Origin of the sequence: Arcobacter sp. CECT 8985, assembly GCF_004116495.1 — a bacterium.
GTDB lineage: Bacteria > Campylobacterota > Campylobacteria > Campylobacterales > Arcobacteraceae > Malaciobacter.
Window position 1 is genome coordinate 127,471 of record NZ_PDKC01000002.1, and the last position, 22,181, is coordinate 149,651.

At 25.5% G+C, this 22,181-nt stretch carries 19 protein-coding genes; 18 read left to right on the top strand and 1 reads right to left on the bottom strand.

The genetic code is table 11. The features are described from left to right. The 18 genes from CRU93_RS01975 (at window position 1) to CRU93_RS02060 (ending at window position 21,564) form a co-directional block, all read left to right on the top strand. On the top strand, window positions 1–354 hold the full coding sequence (locus CRU93_RS01975) for a hypothetical protein (RefSeq protein ID WP_164967602.1): 354 nt from the start codon (window positions 1–3) through the stop codon (window positions 352–354). Beyond that, the gene (gene flhF, locus CRU93_RS01980) at window positions 351–1,505 is read left to right on the top strand and encodes a flagellar biosynthesis protein FlhF (RefSeq protein WP_129102502.1); all 1,155 of its coding nucleotides are present in this window, start codon (window positions 351–353) and stop codon (window positions 1,503–1,505) included. The genes CRU93_RS01975 and flhF overlap by 4 nt, the downstream gene beginning before the upstream one ends. Window positions 1,506–1,507: 2 nt before the next feature. After that, window positions 1,508–2,323 (top strand): AAA family ATPase, encoded by an 816-nt coding sequence (locus CRU93_RS01985; RefSeq protein ID WP_129102503.1) that lies wholly within the window; start codon window positions 1,508–1,510, stop codon window positions 2,321–2,323. A gap of 78 nt (window positions 2,324–2,401) precedes the next feature. Beyond that, window positions 2,402–2,725, top strand: a complete 324-nt coding sequence (locus tag CRU93_RS01990; RefSeq protein ID WP_129102504.1) for a hypothetical protein — start codon at window positions 2,402–2,404, stop codon at window positions 2,723–2,725. 8 nt (window positions 2,726–2,733) lie between these two features. Further along, window positions 2,734–3,033, top strand: a complete 300-nt coding sequence (gene fliE / locus CRU93_RS01995; RefSeq protein ID WP_129102505.1) for a flagellar hook-basal body complex protein FliE — start codon at window positions 2,734–2,736, stop codon at window positions 3,031–3,033. 12 nt (window positions 3,034–3,045) lie between these two features. Next, entirely contained in the window at window positions 3,046–3,510 is a 465-nt protein-coding gene (flgC, locus tag CRU93_RS02000) for a flagellar basal body rod protein FlgC (RefSeq protein ID WP_129102506.1), read from the top strand. A 3-nt stretch (window positions 3,511–3,513) separates the two neighbouring features. After that, a complete protein-coding gene (locus tag CRU93_RS02005) occupies window positions 3,514–6,129 on the top strand; it encodes a flagellar hook-length control protein FliK (RefSeq protein WP_129102507.1) in 2,616 nt (871 codons plus the stop codon). Next, window positions 6,129–6,878, top strand: coding sequence for a flagellar biosynthetic protein FliR (locus CRU93_RS02010; RefSeq protein WP_129102508.1), 750 nt, complete (start codon window positions 6,129–6,131; stop codon window positions 6,876–6,878). The genes CRU93_RS02005 and CRU93_RS02010 overlap by 1 nt, the downstream gene beginning before the upstream one ends. A gap of 9 nt (window positions 6,879–6,887) precedes the next feature. Beyond that, window positions 6,888–7,940 (top strand): flagellar biosynthesis protein FlhB, encoded by a 1,053-nt coding sequence (gene flhB, locus CRU93_RS02015; protein ID WP_129102509.1) that lies wholly within the window; start codon window positions 6,888–6,890, stop codon window positions 7,938–7,940. Window positions 7,941–7,943: 3 nt separating this feature from the next. After that, on the top strand, window positions 7,944–9,938 hold the full coding sequence (locus CRU93_RS02020; RefSeq protein WP_129102510.1) for a lipopolysaccharide assembly protein LapB: 1,995 nt from the start codon (window positions 7,944–7,946) through the stop codon (window positions 9,936–9,938). After that, complete coding sequence (fliI, locus tag CRU93_RS02025) at window positions 9,938–11,245, top strand: flagellar protein export ATPase FliI (protein WP_129102511.1); 1,308 nt, start codon at window positions 9,938–9,940, stop codon at window positions 11,243–11,245. The genes CRU93_RS02020 and fliI overlap by 1 nt, the downstream gene beginning before the upstream one ends. After that, window positions 11,242–12,387: a flagellar hook-associated protein FlgL gene (gene flgL / locus CRU93_RS02030; RefSeq protein WP_129102512.1), complete on the top strand. Its 1,146-nt coding sequence runs from the start codon at window positions 11,242–11,244 to the stop codon at window positions 12,385–12,387. The genes fliI and flgL overlap by 4 nt, the downstream gene beginning before the upstream one ends. Window positions 12,388–12,399: 12 nt before the next feature. Further along, a complete protein-coding gene (gene flhA / locus CRU93_RS02035; protein ID WP_129102513.1) occupies window positions 12,400–14,511 on the top strand; it encodes a flagellar biosynthesis protein FlhA in 2,112 nt (703 codons plus the stop codon). A gap of 1 nt (window position 14,512) precedes the next feature. After that, window positions 14,513–15,988 carry a BatD family protein gene (locus CRU93_RS02040; RefSeq protein WP_129102514.1) on the top strand — a complete coding sequence of 492 codons (1,476 nt, stop codon included), beginning with the start codon at window positions 14,513–14,515 and terminating at the stop codon, window positions 15,986–15,988. Further along, complete coding sequence (locus CRU93_RS02045; RefSeq protein WP_129102515.1) at window positions 15,985–16,692, top strand: HlyD family secretion protein; 708 nt, start codon at window positions 15,985–15,987, stop codon at window positions 16,690–16,692. Before CRU93_RS02040 ends, CRU93_RS02045 begins: the two co-directional genes overlap by 4 nt. Beyond that, complete coding sequence (locus CRU93_RS02050) at window positions 16,679–18,385, top strand: molybdopterin-dependent oxidoreductase (RefSeq protein ID WP_129102516.1); 1,707 nt, start codon at window positions 16,679–16,681, stop codon at window positions 18,383–18,385. Before CRU93_RS02045 ends, CRU93_RS02050 begins: the two co-directional genes overlap by 14 nt. After that, window positions 18,372–19,553, top strand: coding sequence for an MFS transporter (locus CRU93_RS02055; RefSeq protein ID WP_129102517.1), 1,182 nt, complete (start codon window positions 18,372–18,374; stop codon window positions 19,551–19,553). The genes CRU93_RS02050 and CRU93_RS02055 overlap by 14 nt, the downstream gene beginning before the upstream one ends. 22 nt (window positions 19,554–19,575) lie before the next feature. Next, on the top strand, window positions 19,576–21,564 hold the full coding sequence (locus CRU93_RS02060; RefSeq protein WP_129102518.1) for a cache domain-containing protein: 1,989 nt from the start codon (window positions 19,576–19,578) through the stop codon (window positions 21,562–21,564). Here the strand turns inward: CRU93_RS02060 and bioD are convergent. After that, window positions 21,536–22,168: a dethiobiotin synthase gene (gene bioD / locus CRU93_RS02065; protein ID WP_129102519.1), complete on the bottom strand. Its 633-nt coding sequence runs from the start codon at window positions 22,166–22,168 to the stop codon at window positions 21,536–21,538. The genes CRU93_RS02060 and bioD overlap by 29 nt on opposite strands. Window positions 22,169–22,181 lie beyond the last annotated feature (13 nt).

Consider the following 22,181-nt stretch of genomic DNA (forward strand, 5'->3'; position numbering starts at 1 on the left):
GTGAATGCAATAGAATTAATCATTACAAAAAAAGCTATAAATTATAAAGCTAAATTAAATGTAAAAGATTTGATGATAAGAAATGTTGATAGCTTTAAAAAAGGTTATTGTACTCCACTTAAGCTTTCTGATTTAAGTGGAACAGTATATGAAACAACTCATTATATAAAAAAAGGTTCTGTTCTTTGTACTAAAGATATTAAAGAGTTCAAAAAAAAAGCAGTTGTATTTAAATTTGGAGCATTAGAAATAGAGACAGATGGAGAGATTATTTATCAAAATGACAAATATATCAGAATTAAAAAAAGAGATGGTAAAGTTGAAAAAATTTATAAAGATGGGCGTGTAGAATGAATATGCTCTCATTTCTTGGTGAAACGCCAACTGTAGCATTAAAAAAAGCTCAAGAAGAGTGTGGTGAAGAAGCAATTGTAATCTCTACAAAAAAAATATCTAGTGCAAAAGATGGAAATAAGGATATGTATGAAGTAGTAGTTGCTTTAGAAGATGATAATGCTCCTACACAGAAAAAAAATTATACTAAAAAAATTATAACAAAAGATCCAAAAAAAGATGAAAAATTTCAAGCTTCAGTTTATGATTTTAGAGCTGAAATTTTAAAAATGCAAGATGCAATTGGGCAAGTACAAAAAACTTTATGGGATCCCAAAAGTCAACTTTATGATTTGACTATTCCACCAGAATTTGCAGATATGTATAATCTTTTTGAACAAAATGAATTTGATCAAGAAATGACATATACTATAATGAAAAAAACAATAAGACAATTGCCTGTTTCATTAAAAGCAAATCCTAAAAAAGTAAATGATTTTTTTAAATTGATTCTTAGACGAATCATTCCAGTGAAACATGAAATCCCTTTAAGAAAACATCAACGTAAAATTACTATGATGGTTGGGCCAACTGGTGTTGGTAAAACTACAACAATTGCAAAGTTAGCAGCTAGATATGCTTATAAATTAGGACAAAACTATAAAGTTGGCATTGTTACATTAGATTCTTTTAGAGTTGGCGCAATAGAACAACTACAAGCATATACAAATATAATGAGACTTCCCCTTGAAGTAGTGAAAAACCCAGAAGATTTAATTGAAGCACTATTAAGATTAAAAGATTGTAATTATATATTTATAGATACAGCTGGTTCAAGTCAATATGATGTTGATAAAATTGAGCTAATAAATGAATATCAAAATAGAGTAGAGGATTTACCAATTGAAAAAATTCTTGTTTTACCAGCAAATGTAAAACAAAGTGATTTAACAGATATATATGCAAACTACTCAAGATTAAATATTGATTATTTGACTTTTACAAAGTTAGATGAAACAAAAAGTTTTGGAAATTTAATTTCATTTGCCCATAAAACTAAAAAATCTATAACATATTTTTCAGTAGGACAAAATGTTCCTGATGATTTAATTGTATCTGATGCTTCTTTTTTGATTGATTGTTTTATGAATAACTCTTGTCCAAGGAGATAAGAGTGTTTAATTCTATATCAAATCAAGCTAGCAAGCTTATTAAACTAACAAAAAATAGCACTCAAAAATCAAAAACTAAACTTATTACAGTTACTTCAGGAAAAGGTGGAGTAGGTAAATCTACATTTGTTGGAAATATTGCATATTTATTATCATCTAGGGGTTTTAAAGTAGCTGTAGTTGATGCAGATATTGGCTTGGCAAATATGCAAGTACTCTTTGATATAAAGCCTAAATTTACACTTTTTGATTATATTGATGGTAAAGTTACAATAGAAGAAGTTTTATCTAAAACAGCTTATAAAGATGTCTCTTTAGTTGCTGGTAAAAGTGGATATAGATACTCTAATTATTCAAACTCTTTTGTTTTTGCAAGAATTGTTCAAGATATAATAAATCTTAATAAATTTGATATTGTGCTTGTTGATACAGGTGCAGGATTAAATGATTATGTAAAAGAGTTTTTATCAATTTCTAATAATATACTTGCTGTTACAACAACCGATCCTAGTGCACTTACTGACCTTTATGCATTGATGAAAATGTTATCCAAAGATAAAGAACAGCTTATGCTATGTTTTAATCATACTAAAAATCATCAAATAGGCGATACAATTTCAAATTCTTTAATAAATTTAGCAAAAAAAAATAGATTAAATGAAAAATTTATGGTAAAATATATAGGTAATGTATCGACATCCGCAAATATTTCTACAACTGGCCGGTTAAGAAAATTATTTAGTTTTGAGTTTAAAGATGATGACTCAACTAGACAACTGCAATTAATAATAGATGCATTACTAAGAAATATTAAATAATAAGGTAGTTAGAGTGTCTGTTACTTACAGAAATAGAGTATGTTTTATTATTGTTTTAAATAAAGAGCTATAGATACTATGATAGTAGAAAAGTTCTCGCAAAACGTAATAAATAGCGGAATCTTTAGGCTATATATTGCCACGGGATTTTTTGCAACATTAATATTTTTTGTAGTAAATGCAGAATTATTTACTCCATTAGAGATGGTATTTGGAATAGTTGGAGTGACAGTTGTTTTAAAAGGCGTCTCTAATATGATGCTTTCTTTAATAATTTTATTGTTTAATTTAGATAATAAAAGAACAGAGTTAGATTTTAAATATAACTCTGAAAAGATCGATGCAATGTTGGCAGAATTAAGTATAAAAGATGCAGCTTCTGCTGGTGAAAAAAAAGAGTGAGGTAAAAGATGAATATTTCTTCAATAAAAGATTCAATTAGTTCTTTAGGTTTAACAAAAAATGGTGTTGATAAACAAGATGATAATAAAAATTCTTTTTCTGATTTATTAAAAAATGCAGTTGAAGATGTTAATGATAGACAAATTGATGGTTATAATGCTATGCAAGATATTGCAACTGGAAAAGTTACAAATCTTCAAGAAGCTGCTGAAAAAATTGAAGTAGCTGATTTATCTTTAAGATTAGGTTTAGAAGTTAAAAATAAGGCAATTGCTGCATATAAAGAAATTTCTAGAATGCAAGCTTAATAGGGAGTAGTTATGGGTTTTTTTGATGGTTATAATATTGCAACTTCAGGAATGAGTGCACAAAGAACAAGAATCAATATAGTAAGTGCTAATATTGCAAATGCACAAACTACTCACACAAAAGATGGTGGTCCATATAAAAAACAAGATGTTGTTTTTCAAGATGTTTTAATGGATAAATCAAAAAAAAGTGCTGATTCTTTTGATGAAAACAGTGATAATAATGTGTCTGAGGCAAGATTATTAAGAGGAGTAGGTGTTAAATCTATTGTTCAAGATGATGCAGATCCAATTATGAGATATGAACCTGCACATCCAGATGCAAATGAAGATGGATATGTTGCTTATCCAAATATTAATCCTGTAATTGAAATGGTTAATTTAATAGAGGCTCAAAGATCTTATGAAGCAAATATTGCTTCTTTTAATACACATAAAAGTATTGATACAAAAACATTGGATATTATAAAAGGCTAAATTATGGCACAAGTTGATTTATTATCTACATCAAAAACAAAATCTGATGTTAGCTCAAATACAAAAGAGTCTAGTTCTACAAAAAAAGAAGGAATATCTTTATTTGATTCTTTATTAGAAAAAAGCTCTAAAAAAGTTGAAACTAAAAGTGAAGAAAAAAGTACAGATACAAAATCACAAAATAATATTGATAATTCAAACTTAAAAAATGAAAATGAAACTGTAGATACAAAAGATAATAAAGAAATTGATGTTGATAGCAAAAATAAATCAAAAGATGACAAAAATTTAGACCAAACACAAAAAACTACTAATGAATCTATTGAAAAAAATAAAAATGAAAAACCATTATCAATGTTAGATAGAATGGTTTTAGAAGCTAAAAAAAATATAGAAAAATCAAAAGAGAATTCAATAGAAAAAAGTGATACTACAAAAGTATCTGGTGAAAATATTGAAGATAAAATTATAAAAAATGACACTACAAAAAATATAGATAATAGTAATCAAGTTATTAATTCCAAAAATGAAAAAGAACAAAGTGGTGATAAATCTACTAATAATGATTCTACTAAAGAAAAAGATTCAAATGATAAAACTTCAAGTGAAAAAAAAGTATTAAACAGTAAAGATGATTTAATACAATCAAAACAAAAAGAAGAGATAAAAACAAAAAATGAAGATGAAAATGGTGAAATCTTAAAAAAAGCTATAAAAAATAGTACTGATACTTCTTCTTTAGTAGAAAATGAAAATAAAAAAGATTTAACTTCTGAAATAGAAGTAAAACAAGATGATAATAAGACAAACGATGAAAATTCTTTGAAAAAAGATACAGAATTAAAAAATGTTAATAAAAACATCGTTGATACAAAGAACTCTTCAGAATTAATTTCAAATATCAAACAAAATGAAAAAGTTGGTAGTAATGTTAAAAATGAAGTTGAGAAAGAAACTAATGTTATAAATAAACAAGCTAATGTATCTAATAATAAAAATATTGTAGATAATATTAATAATAAAGAAAATGTGATAAATAGTGAAGATAAAATAAATAAAAAAGATAATAGTACTTTAACTACAGAAACTGACACTAAACAAAATAAAAATAGTGATGCAAAAGTAGATTTAGTAAATAATAATAAAACTGTTCAAAGTGTAGATTCAAAAGTAAATATACAAGAAAGTGAAATTGCACCAAAAAAAGATATTGAATCAACAAAACAACAAAATTTAAATAGTGCAAAAACTGTTGATACAAATGTAACAAAATCAGATCAAACATTGACGAATACTGTTTTAACAGATAATTCAAAAACAAAAATAATTGATGATAAAGTTAATAGTAATATCACTTCAGATAATAATGAAAAACCAAATAATAATTCAACTAAAGACTTTGATAAAAAAAATTTAGAAAATAGTAATCAAAATTTGAATAAAGATATATCTAAAGTTAATAAAAAACTAGAACAATCAACTGAATCTTCAACATTAAATAATACTAATACTAAAAATGAAAAAGTTGCAACTGAATTATCTAAACTAGGTGCAAATATAGAAGAAAAAGTTGATTTAACAAATAAAAATAGTGAAAAATCAATATCTTCAATAAATGATAAAAATCTTAATGTAAAAATGAAAGATGAAAATAAATCTTTAATTGACAAACTTGTAGAAGATAGTATAGTTGATGATAAAAAAGTTAAAATAGAAAAAACAGTTTTAGATCAACAAACACAAATTCAAGATAAAACAACACTTAAGAATAATCTATTAACTAATATTTATTTAAGTTCACAAAAAAGTAGTATTGAAAATAATTCTTTGTTCGTTAAACAAGAAGGAATAAAAATAGCAAAAAATGGTTCTAATATTTCTGATATTAAAAAATCTGCAGAAAAACTTGATTTAAATCTTACAGAAGCAAAAGTTGAAGTTTTAGAAAAAAATATAATAAAAGAGTTTAATCAAGACAAGTTTATTGAGAAAATGACATTAAATAAAGATTTAATGGATGATTTAACAAAAAGTAAATTAACTACACAAGCTATTGAGAATGCAAAAAATACTCAAAATCAACAACAAGTTGCAGCACAACAACAAGCACAAACAATTTCACCTGATGTTAATGTTAATGTTCCTTCTGCTTTAGCAATGAGTATTCAAAGTAGGATAATTGGAGCACACCAACAAATGTCATCTATGATGTCAGATATTGCAAGAAGAATGTATGAAAATTACAAACCACCAGTTACAGCATTTAGAATAAATCTTGTTCCTGCTCAATTGGGTCATATTGCAATTATGATGAAAAAAGGTGATAGAGAGAACAACAGTTTAAATATTAGTTTAAATATTTCAAATTCTGCAACTCTTGATGCTTTTACAAATAATGAGTCTGGATTAAGAAATGCATTGCAAAAAACATTTGATTCTGATACTGAATTTAATTTAGATTTTAATTCAGATGATGGTAGCAATGGAAATAGCAACAATCAACAACAAGAGCAAAATTCTCAAAGACAAGGTTCTTCTTCAAGTGATATTTTAAATTCACTTGCAAATATGAATAAAAATTCTACTACAAATGAAGATGACATCTCAAATTATATGTAATGGAAGCATTTTTATCCCTATTAAATCAAGATGTACTTTTTAAATTTTCACTTCTTTTTGCAAGAATTTTAGCATTTGTTGCATTTATGCCTGTGTATGGTCATACATCAGTAAGCCCTAGAGTTAGAGTAACTTTTGCTTTTTTTATTACAACATTTCTTTTTCCTATCGTCGATGTTGAAAATAAAATTACAGAGAATATGTTTGTTTTATCTTTAATTACAGAAATAACACTTGGCTTAGTAGCATCATTTTTTGTGCAAATGATTTTTTCAGCTGTTAGAATTATTGGGGAGTTAATTGAGTATTCAACTGCATTATCAATGGCGAATATGTTTGATCCTTCAACTGGTTCTCAACAAGGGATTGTAAATAGATTTTTATATATGGTAGCTTTAGTTTTATTTTTTGAGACAGGAATGTATGAAATGACTTTTACTATTTTAGTTAAAAGTTTTTCAATGATTCATTTAGGAGAGTTTAATATTTTTTCATATGATGGAGTTAAAATAGTTATAGATGAAATAAATAGACTTTTTGCTTTTGCTTTTTCATTTGCATTGCCACTATTTTTCATATCTTTTATTCTTGATATTTATTATGGGTATGGCACTAGATCTATGCCTGCTTTTTCTCCATTTGTAATTACATTTCAACTTAAATTTGGAATTATATTTTTATTTTTGATGTTTGGTATGCAAATATTTGCAGATTCATTTACTAACTTTTTTATTGATAAGTTTCAGTAGGAGTATTTTATGGCAGATGATGACGACAAAACAGAAGAACCCACGCCCAAGAAAATAGAAGATGCCAAAAAGGAAGGTAATGTCAACAAATCTATGGAGGTTACCGGAGCTGCAATTCTTTTTTTTGGAACTATATATTTGATATTTTTTTCTGGTCATTTTTGGCTAGAAATTGAAAAAATGATGCGTTATATATATGGTTTCATTGGTCAAGATTTAAGTGGGAAAGTTTTTTATTCAATTACATATACCGTAGTTTTAACAGTTATTAAGGCTTTAGCTCCACTTTTTGCTTTGGTTTTATTATTAACATTAATTACAAACTGGACTCAATTTGGTTTTGTTTCAACTCCTTTAAAATTTGATTTACAAAAACTTGATCCAATTAAAGGTTTTGGTAATATGTTTGGAGTTAAAAAAGCAGTTGAGTCTTTAAAATTAGCTTTGAAACTTATAATTATTATGTCTGTTATGACAATAGTTATGCTTTTTACAGGTGAAGATTTTCTGCGTATGATGAATATGACTCTTCATGCTGCACTAAGTAATATGATAAATTTAATTATTTATTATTTAGGTGCAATACTATTAATTATAATAATTTTTGCTATAATTGATTTTTATTTTACAAGATTTTATTATATGAAATCTTTAAGAATGAGTAAGCAAGATATAAAAGATGAATTTAAGAATATGGATGGAGATCCTCAAGTAAAAGCAAGAATTCGTAAAATTCAGATGCAAATGTCAATGAAGAGAATGATGGCAGATGTACCTGATGCAGATGTTGTAATCACAAATCCCACTCATTATGCAGTTGCTTTGAAATACGATAATAAGGTTGATCAAGCACCTAAAATGATTGCAAAGGGTGTTGATTTTATTGCATTAAGAATTAAGGATATTGCAAAAGATAATGATATTCCTATTATAGAAAATCCTGCATTAGCAAGGTCTTTACATGATCAAATAGAAATTTCGCAAGAAATTCCAGGTGAATTTTATAAAGCAATTGCTGAAATATTTGCATATGTATTTGAATTAAAAAAGAATAAAAGGTAAAAGTTGAAAGTTATTGTTTTATTATGTTTTTTTACTATTTTTTCCTTTGCAAAAAAAGATTTTTATTATAGTTTTATAAACTCAGCAAATGAGCAGATTTCACAAGAGAAAAAGCAAGAAATAACAAATGGTTTTGAAATAATTAATAATGTTAAAAAACTTGCAAGAGAAGGAAAGATAGATGAAGCTTATAAAGAAATTACAGATTTTAAAAATAAAAACAAAGTTAAACTTTTAGAATCAGATATTTATATATTATATGCAGAATTATCTTTAAAAAGAAAATCAAAAAGATCTATTTTAGAAGCTACAAAAGAGTTAGAAGATGCTATTAATAGCTCAAAAATAAGAGAAGACCAATTAGCAAAAGCTTATATGTTTTTGGTTGATTTAAAATTAAGATCAAATAAGATTAATGAAGCAAAATATTTTGCAGATATTATTATTAATAACTTTAATGATAAAGTAACTAAAGCATATGGTAAAATTCATCTTGCAAAAGTTTATAAATATGAATATAAGTATGCAAAAGCAGAGAGAATTTTATATGAAGTACTTACTAAAACAACTGATATTTTAGTGGCAACAATAGTTGCAAATGAACTTTTTGATGTTTATATCTCAGATAATAAATATGATAGAGCATATGAATTAATTAAAAAAGTTTTAGATAAAAATATTGATTATTATGCTACAGATTCTTATTTGGCTTTAGAACAAGTTGATAAATTAATAAAAGCTAAGATGCCAGAATTTGCAGTTAAAATTTTAACTGAATTAATAAAAAGAACTAAAGATAAAGATGCAGTAGAGAGTTTTATTTATAAATTAGCAAATACGTATATGCTAATGTATGAAGGTACTCCAAAATATTTATTAAAAGCAAAAAGGCTATATGAGGAGTTGTTAGCTAAATATCCTGATGGAATGTATATAGATAAAGCAAAAATGTATATTGATGAAATATTTATGAGAGAAGGAAAAATTAAACCTAGTATTATTTCAAATAAATATATAGATTCAGAATCAATGCAACAAAAAGTTCTATTGCAAGAACTTTTAAATGAAAAAAGAAATAAAGATTATGAAACAATACTAAAAAAGAAAAGAGTTTATTCTAAAATATCAACTAAAATAGCAAGACGATTTGGTTTTGATAGTATGAATGATATTTTTGATGTAGTAAGTATTGAAATGATTAAGAATTTTTTGAATAAGGGTGAGTGCTCTAGATTAAAAGAGACATTAAAAACATCAAGAAGAGAGACTTTACAAAAATTAATTGAAGATGAAGATACAAAAGATAAATTTTTTAAATGTATGATTCAAGAACCATATGAAAGAGCATATTTATTGGCAAAAGAGGCATTTAATTCAAGTAGAAATGCACAGCTATATCTGTATTTAGAACGAATGGCTTATAAATTAAATAAATTAAAAGAGGCAATTACATTTTCAGCAAAAGTTGAAATGGTAAATAATAAAGAAGTATTAAAAAAAGAGTTTTTAGATAGATTTTTAATTTTAAATGCATTAAATGAACCTCATTCAATTGAACGATTTTATAAATATGCACAAAAACATAAAGATTATATAAAAGCAAATGAAGATAATCCTGTAATTATAGATTTTTATTATCAATTCTATATATATTTATTAGGACAAAATAAAAATAAAGAAGCATTTGAAATTTTAAATAAATTATATAAAAAGCAAAAAGATTTTAAGGCTAGAGTTTATTCTCCTTTTGTAGAAGAAGAGTTAGCAAAAGATGCAAAAAATAATAATAAACCTCAAAAAGCTATTGATTATTTGCTTGAAGGGCTAAATTTGAATAGAAAAATAAAGCCAAACGATTTAGCAAGAACATATTACGAATTAATAAAATCTTACGAGTCTTTGGGAAATAAACAAAAACAAGATGAATATATTAAAAAATGTAAAGATGTACAGGGTGCAACTGGCAGTTTATATAAAAAAATGTGTGATGCAATGTGATGATAGATATAGATGCATTTTTAAATAATATAGATAGCAGTAGCTTATCAATTCCATTTGGTCGAATAAAACATATAAGCAGTACAACTATTGTTGCAATAGGAATTGAAGTTGCTGTTGGTGATATAGTAAAGATAGAATCAACTCAAAGTCTATCTACAGTTTTAGGTATGGTAGCTTCAATTGATAAAAACGATTTTACAATTGTTCCTTTTTCATTTATTGAAGGATTTAGAATAAATGATAAGGTCTATTTACAAAAAGAGGGTCTTAGTGTTAAAACAGGGTATGGACTTGTTGGAAGAGTTGTAAATGCCCTTGGTGAACCAATAGATGAAAAAGGTAAAATAAAAGATATTAATGAAAGTTCAGCTATTAATAAAATATCAATGCCTGCACTTCAAAGAACAATAATTAATCAAAGATTTTCAACAGGAGTTAAGGCTATTGATTCTATGCTTACTTCAGGAAAAGGTCAAAAAGTTGGTATTTTTGCAGGAAGTGGAGTGGGAAAATCAACTTTAATGGGAATGATTGTAAAAGGGTGCGAAGCTCAAATTAAAGTTATTGCCTTAATTGGGGAAAGAGGAAGAGAAATCCCTGAATTTATTCACTTTAATTTAGGCAATAATTTAGATAATACAATTATTGTTGCAGCAACTTCAGATGAATCTGCATTAATGCGTAAGTATGGTGCTTTTACTGCAATGGCAATTGCTGAATTTTTTAGAGACAAAGGTCATGATGTTCTTTTAATGATGGATTCTGTTACAAGATTTGCAATGGCACAAAGGGAAATTGGATTAAGTACTGGGGAACCGCCAGTTAGTAGAGGTTATCCACCCTCAGTGTTTGCATTATTGCCACAACTAATGGAGCGAGCAGGTAGTAATTCAAAAGGGTCAATTACTGCATTTTTTACTGTATTAGTTGATGGTGATGATATGAATGATCCAATTGCTGATCAAAGTAGGTCAATTTTAGATGGACATATTGTTCTTACTAGAGATTTAACAGAACAAGGATTTTATCCTCCAATTGATCTTTTAAAATCAGCTTCAAGGGTAATGGATAAAGTTGTTAATGATCAACATTATAATTACTTTTTAAAGTTAAAAAGGGTATTATCTCTTATAAAAGAGAATGAAGTATTGGTTAGAGTAGGTGCATATAAAGCGGGGATGGATCCAGAGCTTGATGCAGCATTGGCTAAAAAAGAGAAAATTCGTGAATTTTTAACTCAAGGCACTAAAGAACAGTACTCATTTGAAGAGATTGTTCAAAAACTTAAGGAGGTGCTACAATGATTAATACATTAAGTGAGTCTATGTATAGACTAGATTTATTAAATGAAAAGCAAGAAAAGCTAACATATCAATCAAGTACTAGAAAAAAGATTGATGATGGAAGTGATGACTCTTTAACTTTTACAAGACAAATTTATTTAGAAAATAAAGTAAGTACATTTGAAAATTTGAAATCTCAAATTGAAATTACTACTGCACAAAATGATACAGCAGATACAGCAGTTGGTTCAATAAAAGATAAAATAGAAATTGCAAAAAATGAGATTTTAAGAGCTTTAAATGGCACTGAGCAAGAAACTTCAAGAAGTACTATTGCAATTAATGTAAGTGGTCTTAAAAAAAGTATAATGCTTTTTGCAAATGAAAAAACAAATGGAGAGTATCTTTTTGCTGGTACAAATGGATCTCAAGCACCTTTTGAACAAGACCCTATTTCAGGCAAAGTTTCGTATACAGGTAATGGATATTTAAAAAGAGTTGCAGTAGAAGAAGGTTCTTATAGAGAAAGAGGAGTTACAGGCTTTGATTTGATGATGAATACAACAGACAAAGCAAACTTTGGTCAAAAGTTGACAGTTTCAGCTAATGAAAGAGTTATTGATAATGAAGGTAATGAGTGGGTATTAAATGATGCCGTTCCAGAACTTGTTAAACATAATGTAAATGGTGCAACAAATGAAACAATGCCTTTAACAGAGGTTCTACCTGCAACAACACCAAAAACATATGAAACAACAAATGCTATATCAACACAAGGACGTTCATTAGAGTCTAAAGAAAATATTTTTGATGTTTTAGATAAAGTAATTAATGCATTAAACCAAGTAGATGAAACTGGTGCACCTATTACAAAAGATCAAGCGGATAGTATATTAAAAGAGGGATTGGAAAAAATGAATACATCTTTTGATACAGTAAACAAAGCCCATTCTGATTTAGGTGTTAGAAATAAAATTTTTGAAGTTTCATATGAAAAATTATCTTCAAAACTTACACACTTTAATGTTTTATATGAAAATACATCAGGTGCAGATTTAGCAAAAGTAGCAATGGAATCAAAAGCATTAGAATTAACATTTACTTCACTGTATTCGACAATTAATAAAATGAATCAATTGTCTTTAGTTAATTTTATTAAATAGTTTTAGGTTTAAATGAACATAAAAAAGATACTATCAAAAGATTTAGTTGTTGTAGCACTTTTTGTTGCAATATTGATGATTATTATTGTTCCTTTACCAAAAGGAATTTTAGATTTTTTCTTGGTAGTATCTTTATCTTTGGCACTTCTTATTTTATTAATTTCTTTATATATTCAAAGACCTTCAGATTTAACTACCTTTCCTACAATAATACTTATTCTTGCACTGTTTAGATTATCCTTAAATATTGCAACAACAAGATCTATTTTGAGTGAAGGTCACAATGGACCAGAAGCAGTAAGCTCCATTATTGCAGCCTTTGGAGAATTTGTTGTAGGTGGTAATATGGTAATTGGTGTTATTGTATTTATTATATTAGTACTTATTAACTTCATGGTTGTAACAAAAGGTGCAACTAGGGTTGCTGAGGTTACTGCAAGGTTTACTCTTGATTCTATGCCTGGTAAACAAATGGCAATTGATGCTGATTTAAATGCAGGTTTCATTGATGATAAAGAAGCACAAATAAGAAGAAAAGAGCTTATCTCTGATGCAAACTTTTATGGAGCAATGGATGGTTCTTCTAAGTTTGTAAAAGGTGATGCTGTTGCTGGTATTATTATTACTTTAGTTAATTTAATTGGTGGATTATTAATTGGTCTTTTTCAACATGATATGACTGTTTCTGAAAGTGGTCAAATTTATACAATATTAACAATTGGTGATGGTCTTGTTGCTCAAATTCCTGCACTTATTTTATCAACTGCAACGGCAATTATTATTACTCGTTCTAATATGGATGAAGACAAATTTGCAAATCAATCTGTGCTTCAACTTGTAAAAGATAGTAAATCATTAATTCTAGTTGGTATTGGAATGATTTTATTTGCTTTTGTTCCCGGTTTTCCAAGTGGAATCTTAGTGTTAATGGGTCTTTTAATGATGTTTGTTGGATATACTATTTATATGATTGAAGATAAACAAGATAATGTAGTTACAAGATTTTTCAAAACCGAAGAGAAAAAAGTTGCAAAAACATCAAAATCTATAGATGAACTCAAAGAGATGAAAAAACAAAAAGCTCCTGATGAAAGTCAAGCTATTGAAAATATTATGAAGCTTGAAGTTCTTGAGTTGAAATTAGGTTTTAGACTTTTACAACTTGTTCAAGGAGATTCTGAATTATTAGATAAAATTAAAGGTATTAGAAAAACAATTGCTTCAGATTTAGGTTTTATTATTCCTCAAATTAGAATTTCAGATGATGGAAGTCTAATGCAAAATGAATATCAACTTTATTTAAAAAGAATTCCTTTAGTAAAAGGTAAAGTTGAAACTGAAAAATTACTTGCAATGGGTGGAATTGGAAATGACAAATTAAAAGGCTTACATGTAAAAGAGCCTGTATTTGGTCTTGATGCAACTTGGATTAATAAAGATTTAAAAGAAGATGCACTAATGAAAGGTTATACTGTAGTTGATGCACCTACAATTATCTCAACTCATATTTCTGAAGTTATTAAAAAACATGCAGAAGATATAATTACAAGACAGGATATTGTTGATATAATTGATGGATTGAAAAAAGATTTCCCTATTGTTGTAGAAGAGGCAATGAAAGTTACTTCATATGGTTCTTTATTAAAAGTTTGTAGAGATTTATTGCACGAAAAAATTCCAATTGTTGATATGTTAACAATTGTTGAGTCAATTGCAGATATTGCAGAGTTTACAAAAGCTCCTGATGTCCTTTTAGAACATGTAAGAAGCAAACTTTATAGATTAATTACACAAAGATTTAAAGATAATGATGGAGTTCTTCATATCGTCACAATTAAACCTGAAATAGAGCAACAATTCATAGGGAAACTTCAAGAGCAGCATGGTGTCTCTCAATTGATGTTATCAATTTCAGAGATAAATAACTTAGTTACTAAAACAAAAGAGCTACTTGATCAAGTGGAAGCTAAAGGCTTTGGAAAAGTTGCAATGGTTGTTGATCCATTACTTAGAAAAAGAGTTGCTGAAATATATGAAAAATTTGGTTTACAAATTGCTGTATTATCCCATGCAGAACTTGACTCAAGAGCAAACTTCTCAATAGAAGGAACTGTAGAATTTTAAAATGAAACTATATAGAGCATTATTAATTATATTTATTTTTATAAATACACTTTTAGCTGATGTATCAATTAATGCACCAACTACTTATTTTCAAAATGAGGCATATGTTTTTACAATTAAAGCAACTGGTTCAGATGTTGTTTTTCCCAAAATCGATAAGATATCTAATCAAAAAGTACAAACTATATCAACATCAAAATCTATTCAAATAGTAAACTCTTCAATGAAAAAATCAATTATTAGAAAGTATAGATTTTTTCCAAAAAATGATTTTGTTCTTCCAAGTTTTACTATAAAAATTGATGGTAAAGATGAAAAAACAAAACAAATTAAAGTAAAAAAAACACAAGTAAAAAAATCAAACTTTAAATATGCAAATTTAGAAGTAAGTACTTCAAAAACTGATCTTTATGTAGGAGAAGCATTTAAATTAAAATTAAAATTTAAATATTTATCTTCTTTAAATATTTCAAATTTAAGTGTATCAAATGTTGATCTTAAAGATATTTGGTTTAAACAATTAAAAGGTGAAAAACATTATAAAGAAGGTGATTTTGATGTTCATGAATTGACTTATTTAATGTTTGCTCAAAAAAGTGGTCATTTAAAGATTGAACCTTTTAGAGTAAATATGAGTTTAGTAGCTCAAAATTCAGATCCTTTTTTTGGGTTTGTACAACAAAATGCTAATATAAAAAGAGTTTATTCAAATTCTATAAATATTAATGTAAAAAAACTTCCTGATAATTTAAATTTAATTGGTCATTTTGATATTAAAACATCTGTTGATAAAACTACAATAAATCAAGGTGATTCAATCACTTATAAGGTTAAAATTTCAGGAATTGGAAATATTGATGATATAAAAGATATAAAATTAAATATTAAAAATGCACAAGTTTTTGAAAATAAACCTAAAATCAGTACAAATATAAAAGATTCTAAATATTATGGAGAATATGAAAAAGTATTTTCTATTATTCCTTTAAAAAATATAAATATTGATTCTATAAAATTAAGATATTTAGATGAAAAAACTAAAAAAGTTGTAGTAAAATCAAGTGATTCTTTTTCAATTAAAGTTAAAAAAATAAAAAAACAAGAACATAAACTTTATGTTCCTACTAAAAAAAATGATGACAAAACAAAAGTTGTAGTAAAAGAAGTGCAAGTGTCATCTGTAAAACAGAATATAATATATTTTCTTTTAGGTTCTATTTTTACATTTTTGATTATTTTCTTGGTGAAATATTTTGAAAAGAAAAGAAAAAATAGCAAAAAAGATAGTACAATTATACAAAAAATTAAAAAATCTAAAACAAAAGATAATTTAATTAAAATCCTTGCTGTTTATATAAAAAAAGATGAGCAATTAGATAAAATGATTTATAAACTTCAAGATGAAAATGAAGATTTTAAATCATTAAAAAAACAGATAGTTGATTTAATTAAACAGTTAGAAAAAGGCAAAAAGTGAAATATATAATATTATTATTGATTTCAATTAATTTTATGTTTGCTTCTGTATTTTATTCAAAATTAGAGCCAGTAAATAGTTATAAAATTAAAGCAGCTGTTAGTGGAAAAGTTATTTTTTCAAATGAGAGTGTTGAAGGTAAAAGAGCTAATAATTCTTTGATTATTAAGTTGGATTCATATGTTGATGAAGTTGATTTAAAACAGACTCAAAACAAGTTAAATGCAATACAATCAATGATTGATATTGAAAATAATAATTATAAAAGAATGAAAAAAGTATCTTCAAAATCAGATTTTGAAAAAGATACACAAAAATTAAAAGTTATAAATTTAAAAACTTCAAAAGCTGATGCTTTAATTAAAATTGCAAATTTGAAAGATAGTATAAAAAATAAGAAATTAATGGAAAAAGATAATTATATTTATAATATTAATGTAAAAAAAGGAGATTATGTAACTCCTGGTACTTTGCTATATGAATCAAAAGATTTAAGTCAAGGAAAACTTACAATATTTGTTCCAATTGCAGATATAAATAGTATAAAAAATAAAAAAATATATCTTGATGATAAAAAAAGTAATTTAAAAATAACAAAGATTTATGATGTAGCAGATAGTGAACATATATCATCTTATAAAGTAGAGATTTATGTTCCAAAAGTTAAAAAATTTTCAAGGTTAGTAAAAATTGAGTTCAAATAAAACAGTAGCATGCCCTTTAGACTGTTATGATGCTTGTGAAGCAGTAGTTGTAAATGGTAAAATTAGAGGAAGTAAACAACACTTTCCTACAAATGGTAATTTATGTGCAAATTTTATATCTTGTACAAAAGAAGAGTATTTAAACACGGCATATTTCAATAATGAAAAAATATCTTTAGATAGTGCTTTAGATATATTAGTTTCTAAATTAGAAAATAATAAATCAAATGAATCACTTTTTTATAAAGGTAGTGGAAATATTGGAGTTATGCAAAAAAGTTTGAAAAGTTTTTTTGCAAAATATGGTTCAATATTAACAGAAGGTAGCCTTTGTGATGGTGGTGGAAGTGTTGGAATTGAAAGAAATAGAAAACAGACAGTAAATCCTCCAATTGAACAACTACTTAAAGCAGATGTTATTATTGTTTGGGGAAGAAATTTTTCTGTAACATCATCACATATGTATGAATTAGTAAAAGATAAAACATTTATTACAATTGATCCAGTTAAAACACATATTGCTAAAAATTCAGATTTACACCTTGCATTAAATCCTAAAACAGATTATGAATTAGCACTTTTATTGACTAGGTTTGCACATATGCAAGATATGGAAGATGAAGAATTTTGTGAAAAATTTAATACAAGTGAAGATTTTTTTGATTTGGCAAAAAGTAGACCTGTTATTTCATATGAAGAAGCAACGGGAGTTAGTTTAGAAGATATAAATAGATTTTTTGAAATTATAGAAAATAAAAAAGTTGCAATGGTTTTAGGCCTTGGAGTACAAAAATATTATGAAGGTGCAAATATTACAAGATGTATAGACTCTTTTGCTGCTTTTTTAGGTCTTCATAATAATAAAAAACATTGTGGTGTTTGGTATTTGAGTAACTCTCATTATGGGTATGAACAACAATTTATTACTAAAAGTGAACATAAAAAAGAAAAAGTAACTGAAGTAGATTTCTCAAAATATAAATTAGTATTTATTCAAGGTGGAAATCCTGTTGTAAGTGCTCCTAATACAAAAAGAGTTATAGATGGATTAAAAAATACTTTTGTTGTTTTTATGGGTACAACTTATAATGATACTTGTGAATATGCAGACTTGATAATTCCTTCATGCTCTTTTTTACAAAAACAAGATGTTAGGTTATCTTATGGTCATCAATATAAAGCAGTTTCACAAAAAATTCAAGAAGTAAATGAAAACTCAATAAGTGAATACGATTTAACTAAGTATTTATTTGATAAATTTAATTTTGATGGATTAAAAGATGAAAATGAAATTATTGATTATTATAAAAACAAAGAAGTAAAACCATTTGAATTTGATAATTTTGAATTTATTGATGAGCTTGATATTGAGCATCTTTATGAACAAAAGTTAGATAATGAATTTTATTTTATTACTGCAAAAAAGAAAAAGAGTTTAAACTCTTCTTTTAAAATAGATAATAGTTTATATTTAAATCCAAAGTGTGGATTTGATAATGGACAAGAGGTTATATTAAAATCAAAATATGGCAAAGCAAAGTTTTTAGTTAAATTAACTGATGATGTAAAAGATAATTGTGTTTTATGTTATGCAGGAAACAAAAATGCAAACTATATAACTCCATATTATAGTGATGAATCTTCATCTAGTGCTATGTATCAAGAGGTTTTAGTATCTATTGAATTACCGTAAACTTTTTAAAGAGCATAAAGTAATAAGAGATTTATCTCTTGTTCAATTCATTTCATATTTTGGTGCATGGTTTTCAAATGTTGCAATTTATACAATGCTTGTAAAATTTGGAAGTAGTCCTTTTGCAATAGCAATTGTTACAGCCATGCATTTTCTTCCAGCAATAATTATTGCTCCTTTTGCAGGGGCAATAATTGATAGATTTAAGATAAAAAAGTTGATGATGACTCTTCTTTTTACTGAATTTGTTATGACTTTATGTTTTTTATTTATAGATAATAAAGAACAAATTTGGCTTTTACTTATTTTTATTTTTATTCGTATGAGTAGTGCTTCTATGTTCTTTTCAACAGAGATGTCTTTATTAGCTAAACTTGTAAAAGGTAAAGCTTTACAAAAAGCAAATGAAATACATTCAATTATTTGGTCGTTTTGTTACTCTTTTGGAATGGCAGTAAGTGGTTTTGTAGTAAGTTCTGTTGGTATTAAAACCGCTTTTATTATAGATGCTTCCTTTTTCTTAGTTGCTATAGTGGTATTTTTTAAAATAAATTTTGTTGTAAAAGACTCAGAAATAACTGATAAGTTTTTCAAAATTATTAAAGATGGATTTTTTTATATAAAAAATCATAAAATATTATTTCATTTGATTATTTTACATGCAAGTGTTGGTTTAACATCATTTGATACATTAATTACTTTACTTGCCAAAAATGAATATAAATTTGTAATTGCAACTGCACTATCTATTGGTATATCAAATGCTGTAAGAGCTCTTGCATTGATGATAGGACCATATTTTATAGGTAGATTTGCAAATGATAAAAGTTTTTTTTATATTTTAATTCTTCAAGGAATTAGTATTTGGATATGGGGACTTTTACAATTTAATTTTTATTATGCTTTATTAGGTCTATTTATTACAGGTTTTTTTACTACTACAATTTGGTCTTATACATATGCATTAATTCAAGAAAATTGTGAACATAAATATTTAGGAAGAGTAATTGCTTATAATGATATGATTTTTATGCTATCAAATATTATTACTACGCTTTTTATAGGTTTAATGACAAGTTTAATTTCTCTTGATATAATTACATATTGTCTTGGCTTTGGATTTATCCTATTTGCTTTTTATTTTAAAAAAGTTTTACAATGGTTATAATTCTTTTATATGTGGAGTTTAAATGTTTCATGAAAAATATTTATCAAAATTAATAATATTTACTCCAATAATACTAATTATATTAGTTACTACATTAGTTACCTTTACTCAAATAAAAAAACTTGAAAGTAAATTTATAGAAGATAGTACTAAATTAAAAGCAAAATTGATAAAAGAAGAAAAAAATAAACTTTCTCAAAAAATAAATACTCTTGATGAATATATAACTTACCAAAAATCAACAACAAAAAAACTTCTAAATACTGAAATAAAACAAAGAGTAGATTTAATATATGAGATTATATTAAATAAATATAATGAAAATACTGGAATTGAAAAAGAAAAAAAAATTAAAAAAGATTTGATTGATATTATAAAAGTAATGGAATTTAAGGATAATGGATATTTCTTTTTGATAGAAAAAAAGAATAATAAACTAATTCCTATTATATATCCTGCTTATAGAGAGTATGAAAATAAAGATATTCTAAAAATAGAAAATAAAGAACAAATGGAATTTGTTAAACAAATAAAAAATATGACTAAAGATAAATATATTACATATAATTTAAAAACAGCTATTTCAAATATTGATAGTTATAAAAAAATATCATTTATTAAAATATTTAAACCTTATAATTGGTTAATAGGTCATGGTAATTATTTTGAGATAATTGATACTATATTAAAACAAAAAGTTTTAAACAGAATTGATTCTTTTGACCCCAAAAGTGATCAAAAAATATTTGTAATAGATAAAAATAACGTAATACTTAATACAAATTATAAAAAAATAACTGATAATAGTGATAATGAATTCATAAAAAAAATTAATAAAACAAGAAAAGAGAAAAACTATAATAAAACATACTATTTTTGGACAAAAAGTTATAAAAATTTAATTGCATATAAATATGTAAAAGATTGGGATTGGGTATTAGTTGATAAAATTGATTTAAAAAGTTTAGAAAAAACAATTATTGATATTATTGGGAATAAGAAGCAAGATGAAAAAAACTTAATTCAATTTAGTATAAAAATTGCATTATTTGTTATCTTATTTGGAAGTTTACTTACTTTTTTTATATCAAAAAGAATAGAACTTATTTTTAAATCTTATAAAAATAATATTGAAAGCCAAAAAAATGTATTGAAAAATATAAATGCTACACTTGAATCAAAAGTAAAATATAAAACAAAAGAGTTAGAAAAGTTAAATGAACAATTAAAAGATGAAGTTAAAAAAGAAGTATTAAAAAATAGAAAAAAAGATCAAATGTTATTCAATCAATCAAAAATGGCATCAATGGGTGAAATGATTGGTAATATTGCACATCAATGGAGGCAACCTTTAAGTACTATTAGTACAGCAGCAAGTGGAATTGCAATAAAATATGATTATGGTATGTTAAGTAAAGAAGAGGTAAAAAAAGATTTAAAAGCAATAGTAAATACTACTCAATATCTTTCTCAAACTATAGAAGATTTTAGAAATTTCTTTAAAGAAAATAAAGAAAAAGAAGGCTTTTTATTGGATGATTGTATAGATGATTCTTTGAAAATTTTAGATGCAGCATTTAAAAATAATTATATTGAAGTTATAAGAGAAAAAAATAATATAAAAGTATATTCAATAAAAAGTGAATTAACTCAAGCAATATTAAATATTTTAACTAATGCAAAAGATATTTTGACTCAAGATGCAAAAATAGAAGATGATAAACGTTTTATAAAAATTAGTATAACAAATGATGAAAAATTCGCATATATTGTCATTTGTGATAGTGGTGGAGGAATAAAAAAAGATATTATAAATAAAGTATTTGAGCCTTACTTTACAACAAAGCATCAAAGCCAAGGAACTGGAATTGGTCTTTATATGACTCGTGAAATTATTATAAAGCATTTAAATGGAAATATTTTAGTAGAAAATAAAGAGTTTGAGCACCAAAATAACTCTTATTTTGGTGCAAGTTTTAAAATCATAATTCCTGTAGATAGTTTATCTTAGGAAAATAATCTTTTAAAAATGGTAAGGATACATCTTCAAAAGTATCTTTATCTTGATATAAATTAATATAAAAATCAAATTTTATATCTCTATTTTTTAAAGCTTCAATACTTAATAAAGTATCATTTATACAGCCTAATTTACTTGGTGTAATTAAAATAGCTTCACAATCAAATTTTTTTATTAAATCTATTATGAACATATTTTTTTGTATAGGAACCATAAGTCCTCCAGCACCTTCAATAATTAATACATCACATTTTTTTTGAAGTTTCTTCTTTTGATTTAATAAAAATTCAAAATCAAGTTTTGTATCTTTTTTTGCAACATATGGAGCTGCTGGAAGTTTAAATTGATAGGGAACAACTTCATTTATATCAAAATCAAATTGTGGATTTAACTGTTTTATTAAATCTAACATATATGATCCATCAATAGGTTTATCAATAACTCCTGTTTCAAAAGGTTTAAAATAACCAACTTTTAATCCTAAATTTGTAAGTGCAATTGCAAATTTCTCACATCCATAAGTTTTGCCTACATCGGTATTTGTTGCACTTATAAATAAGCTTTTGTTTAAATAGTAATTTTTTTCTTTTATCATTGTAATTTCTTTT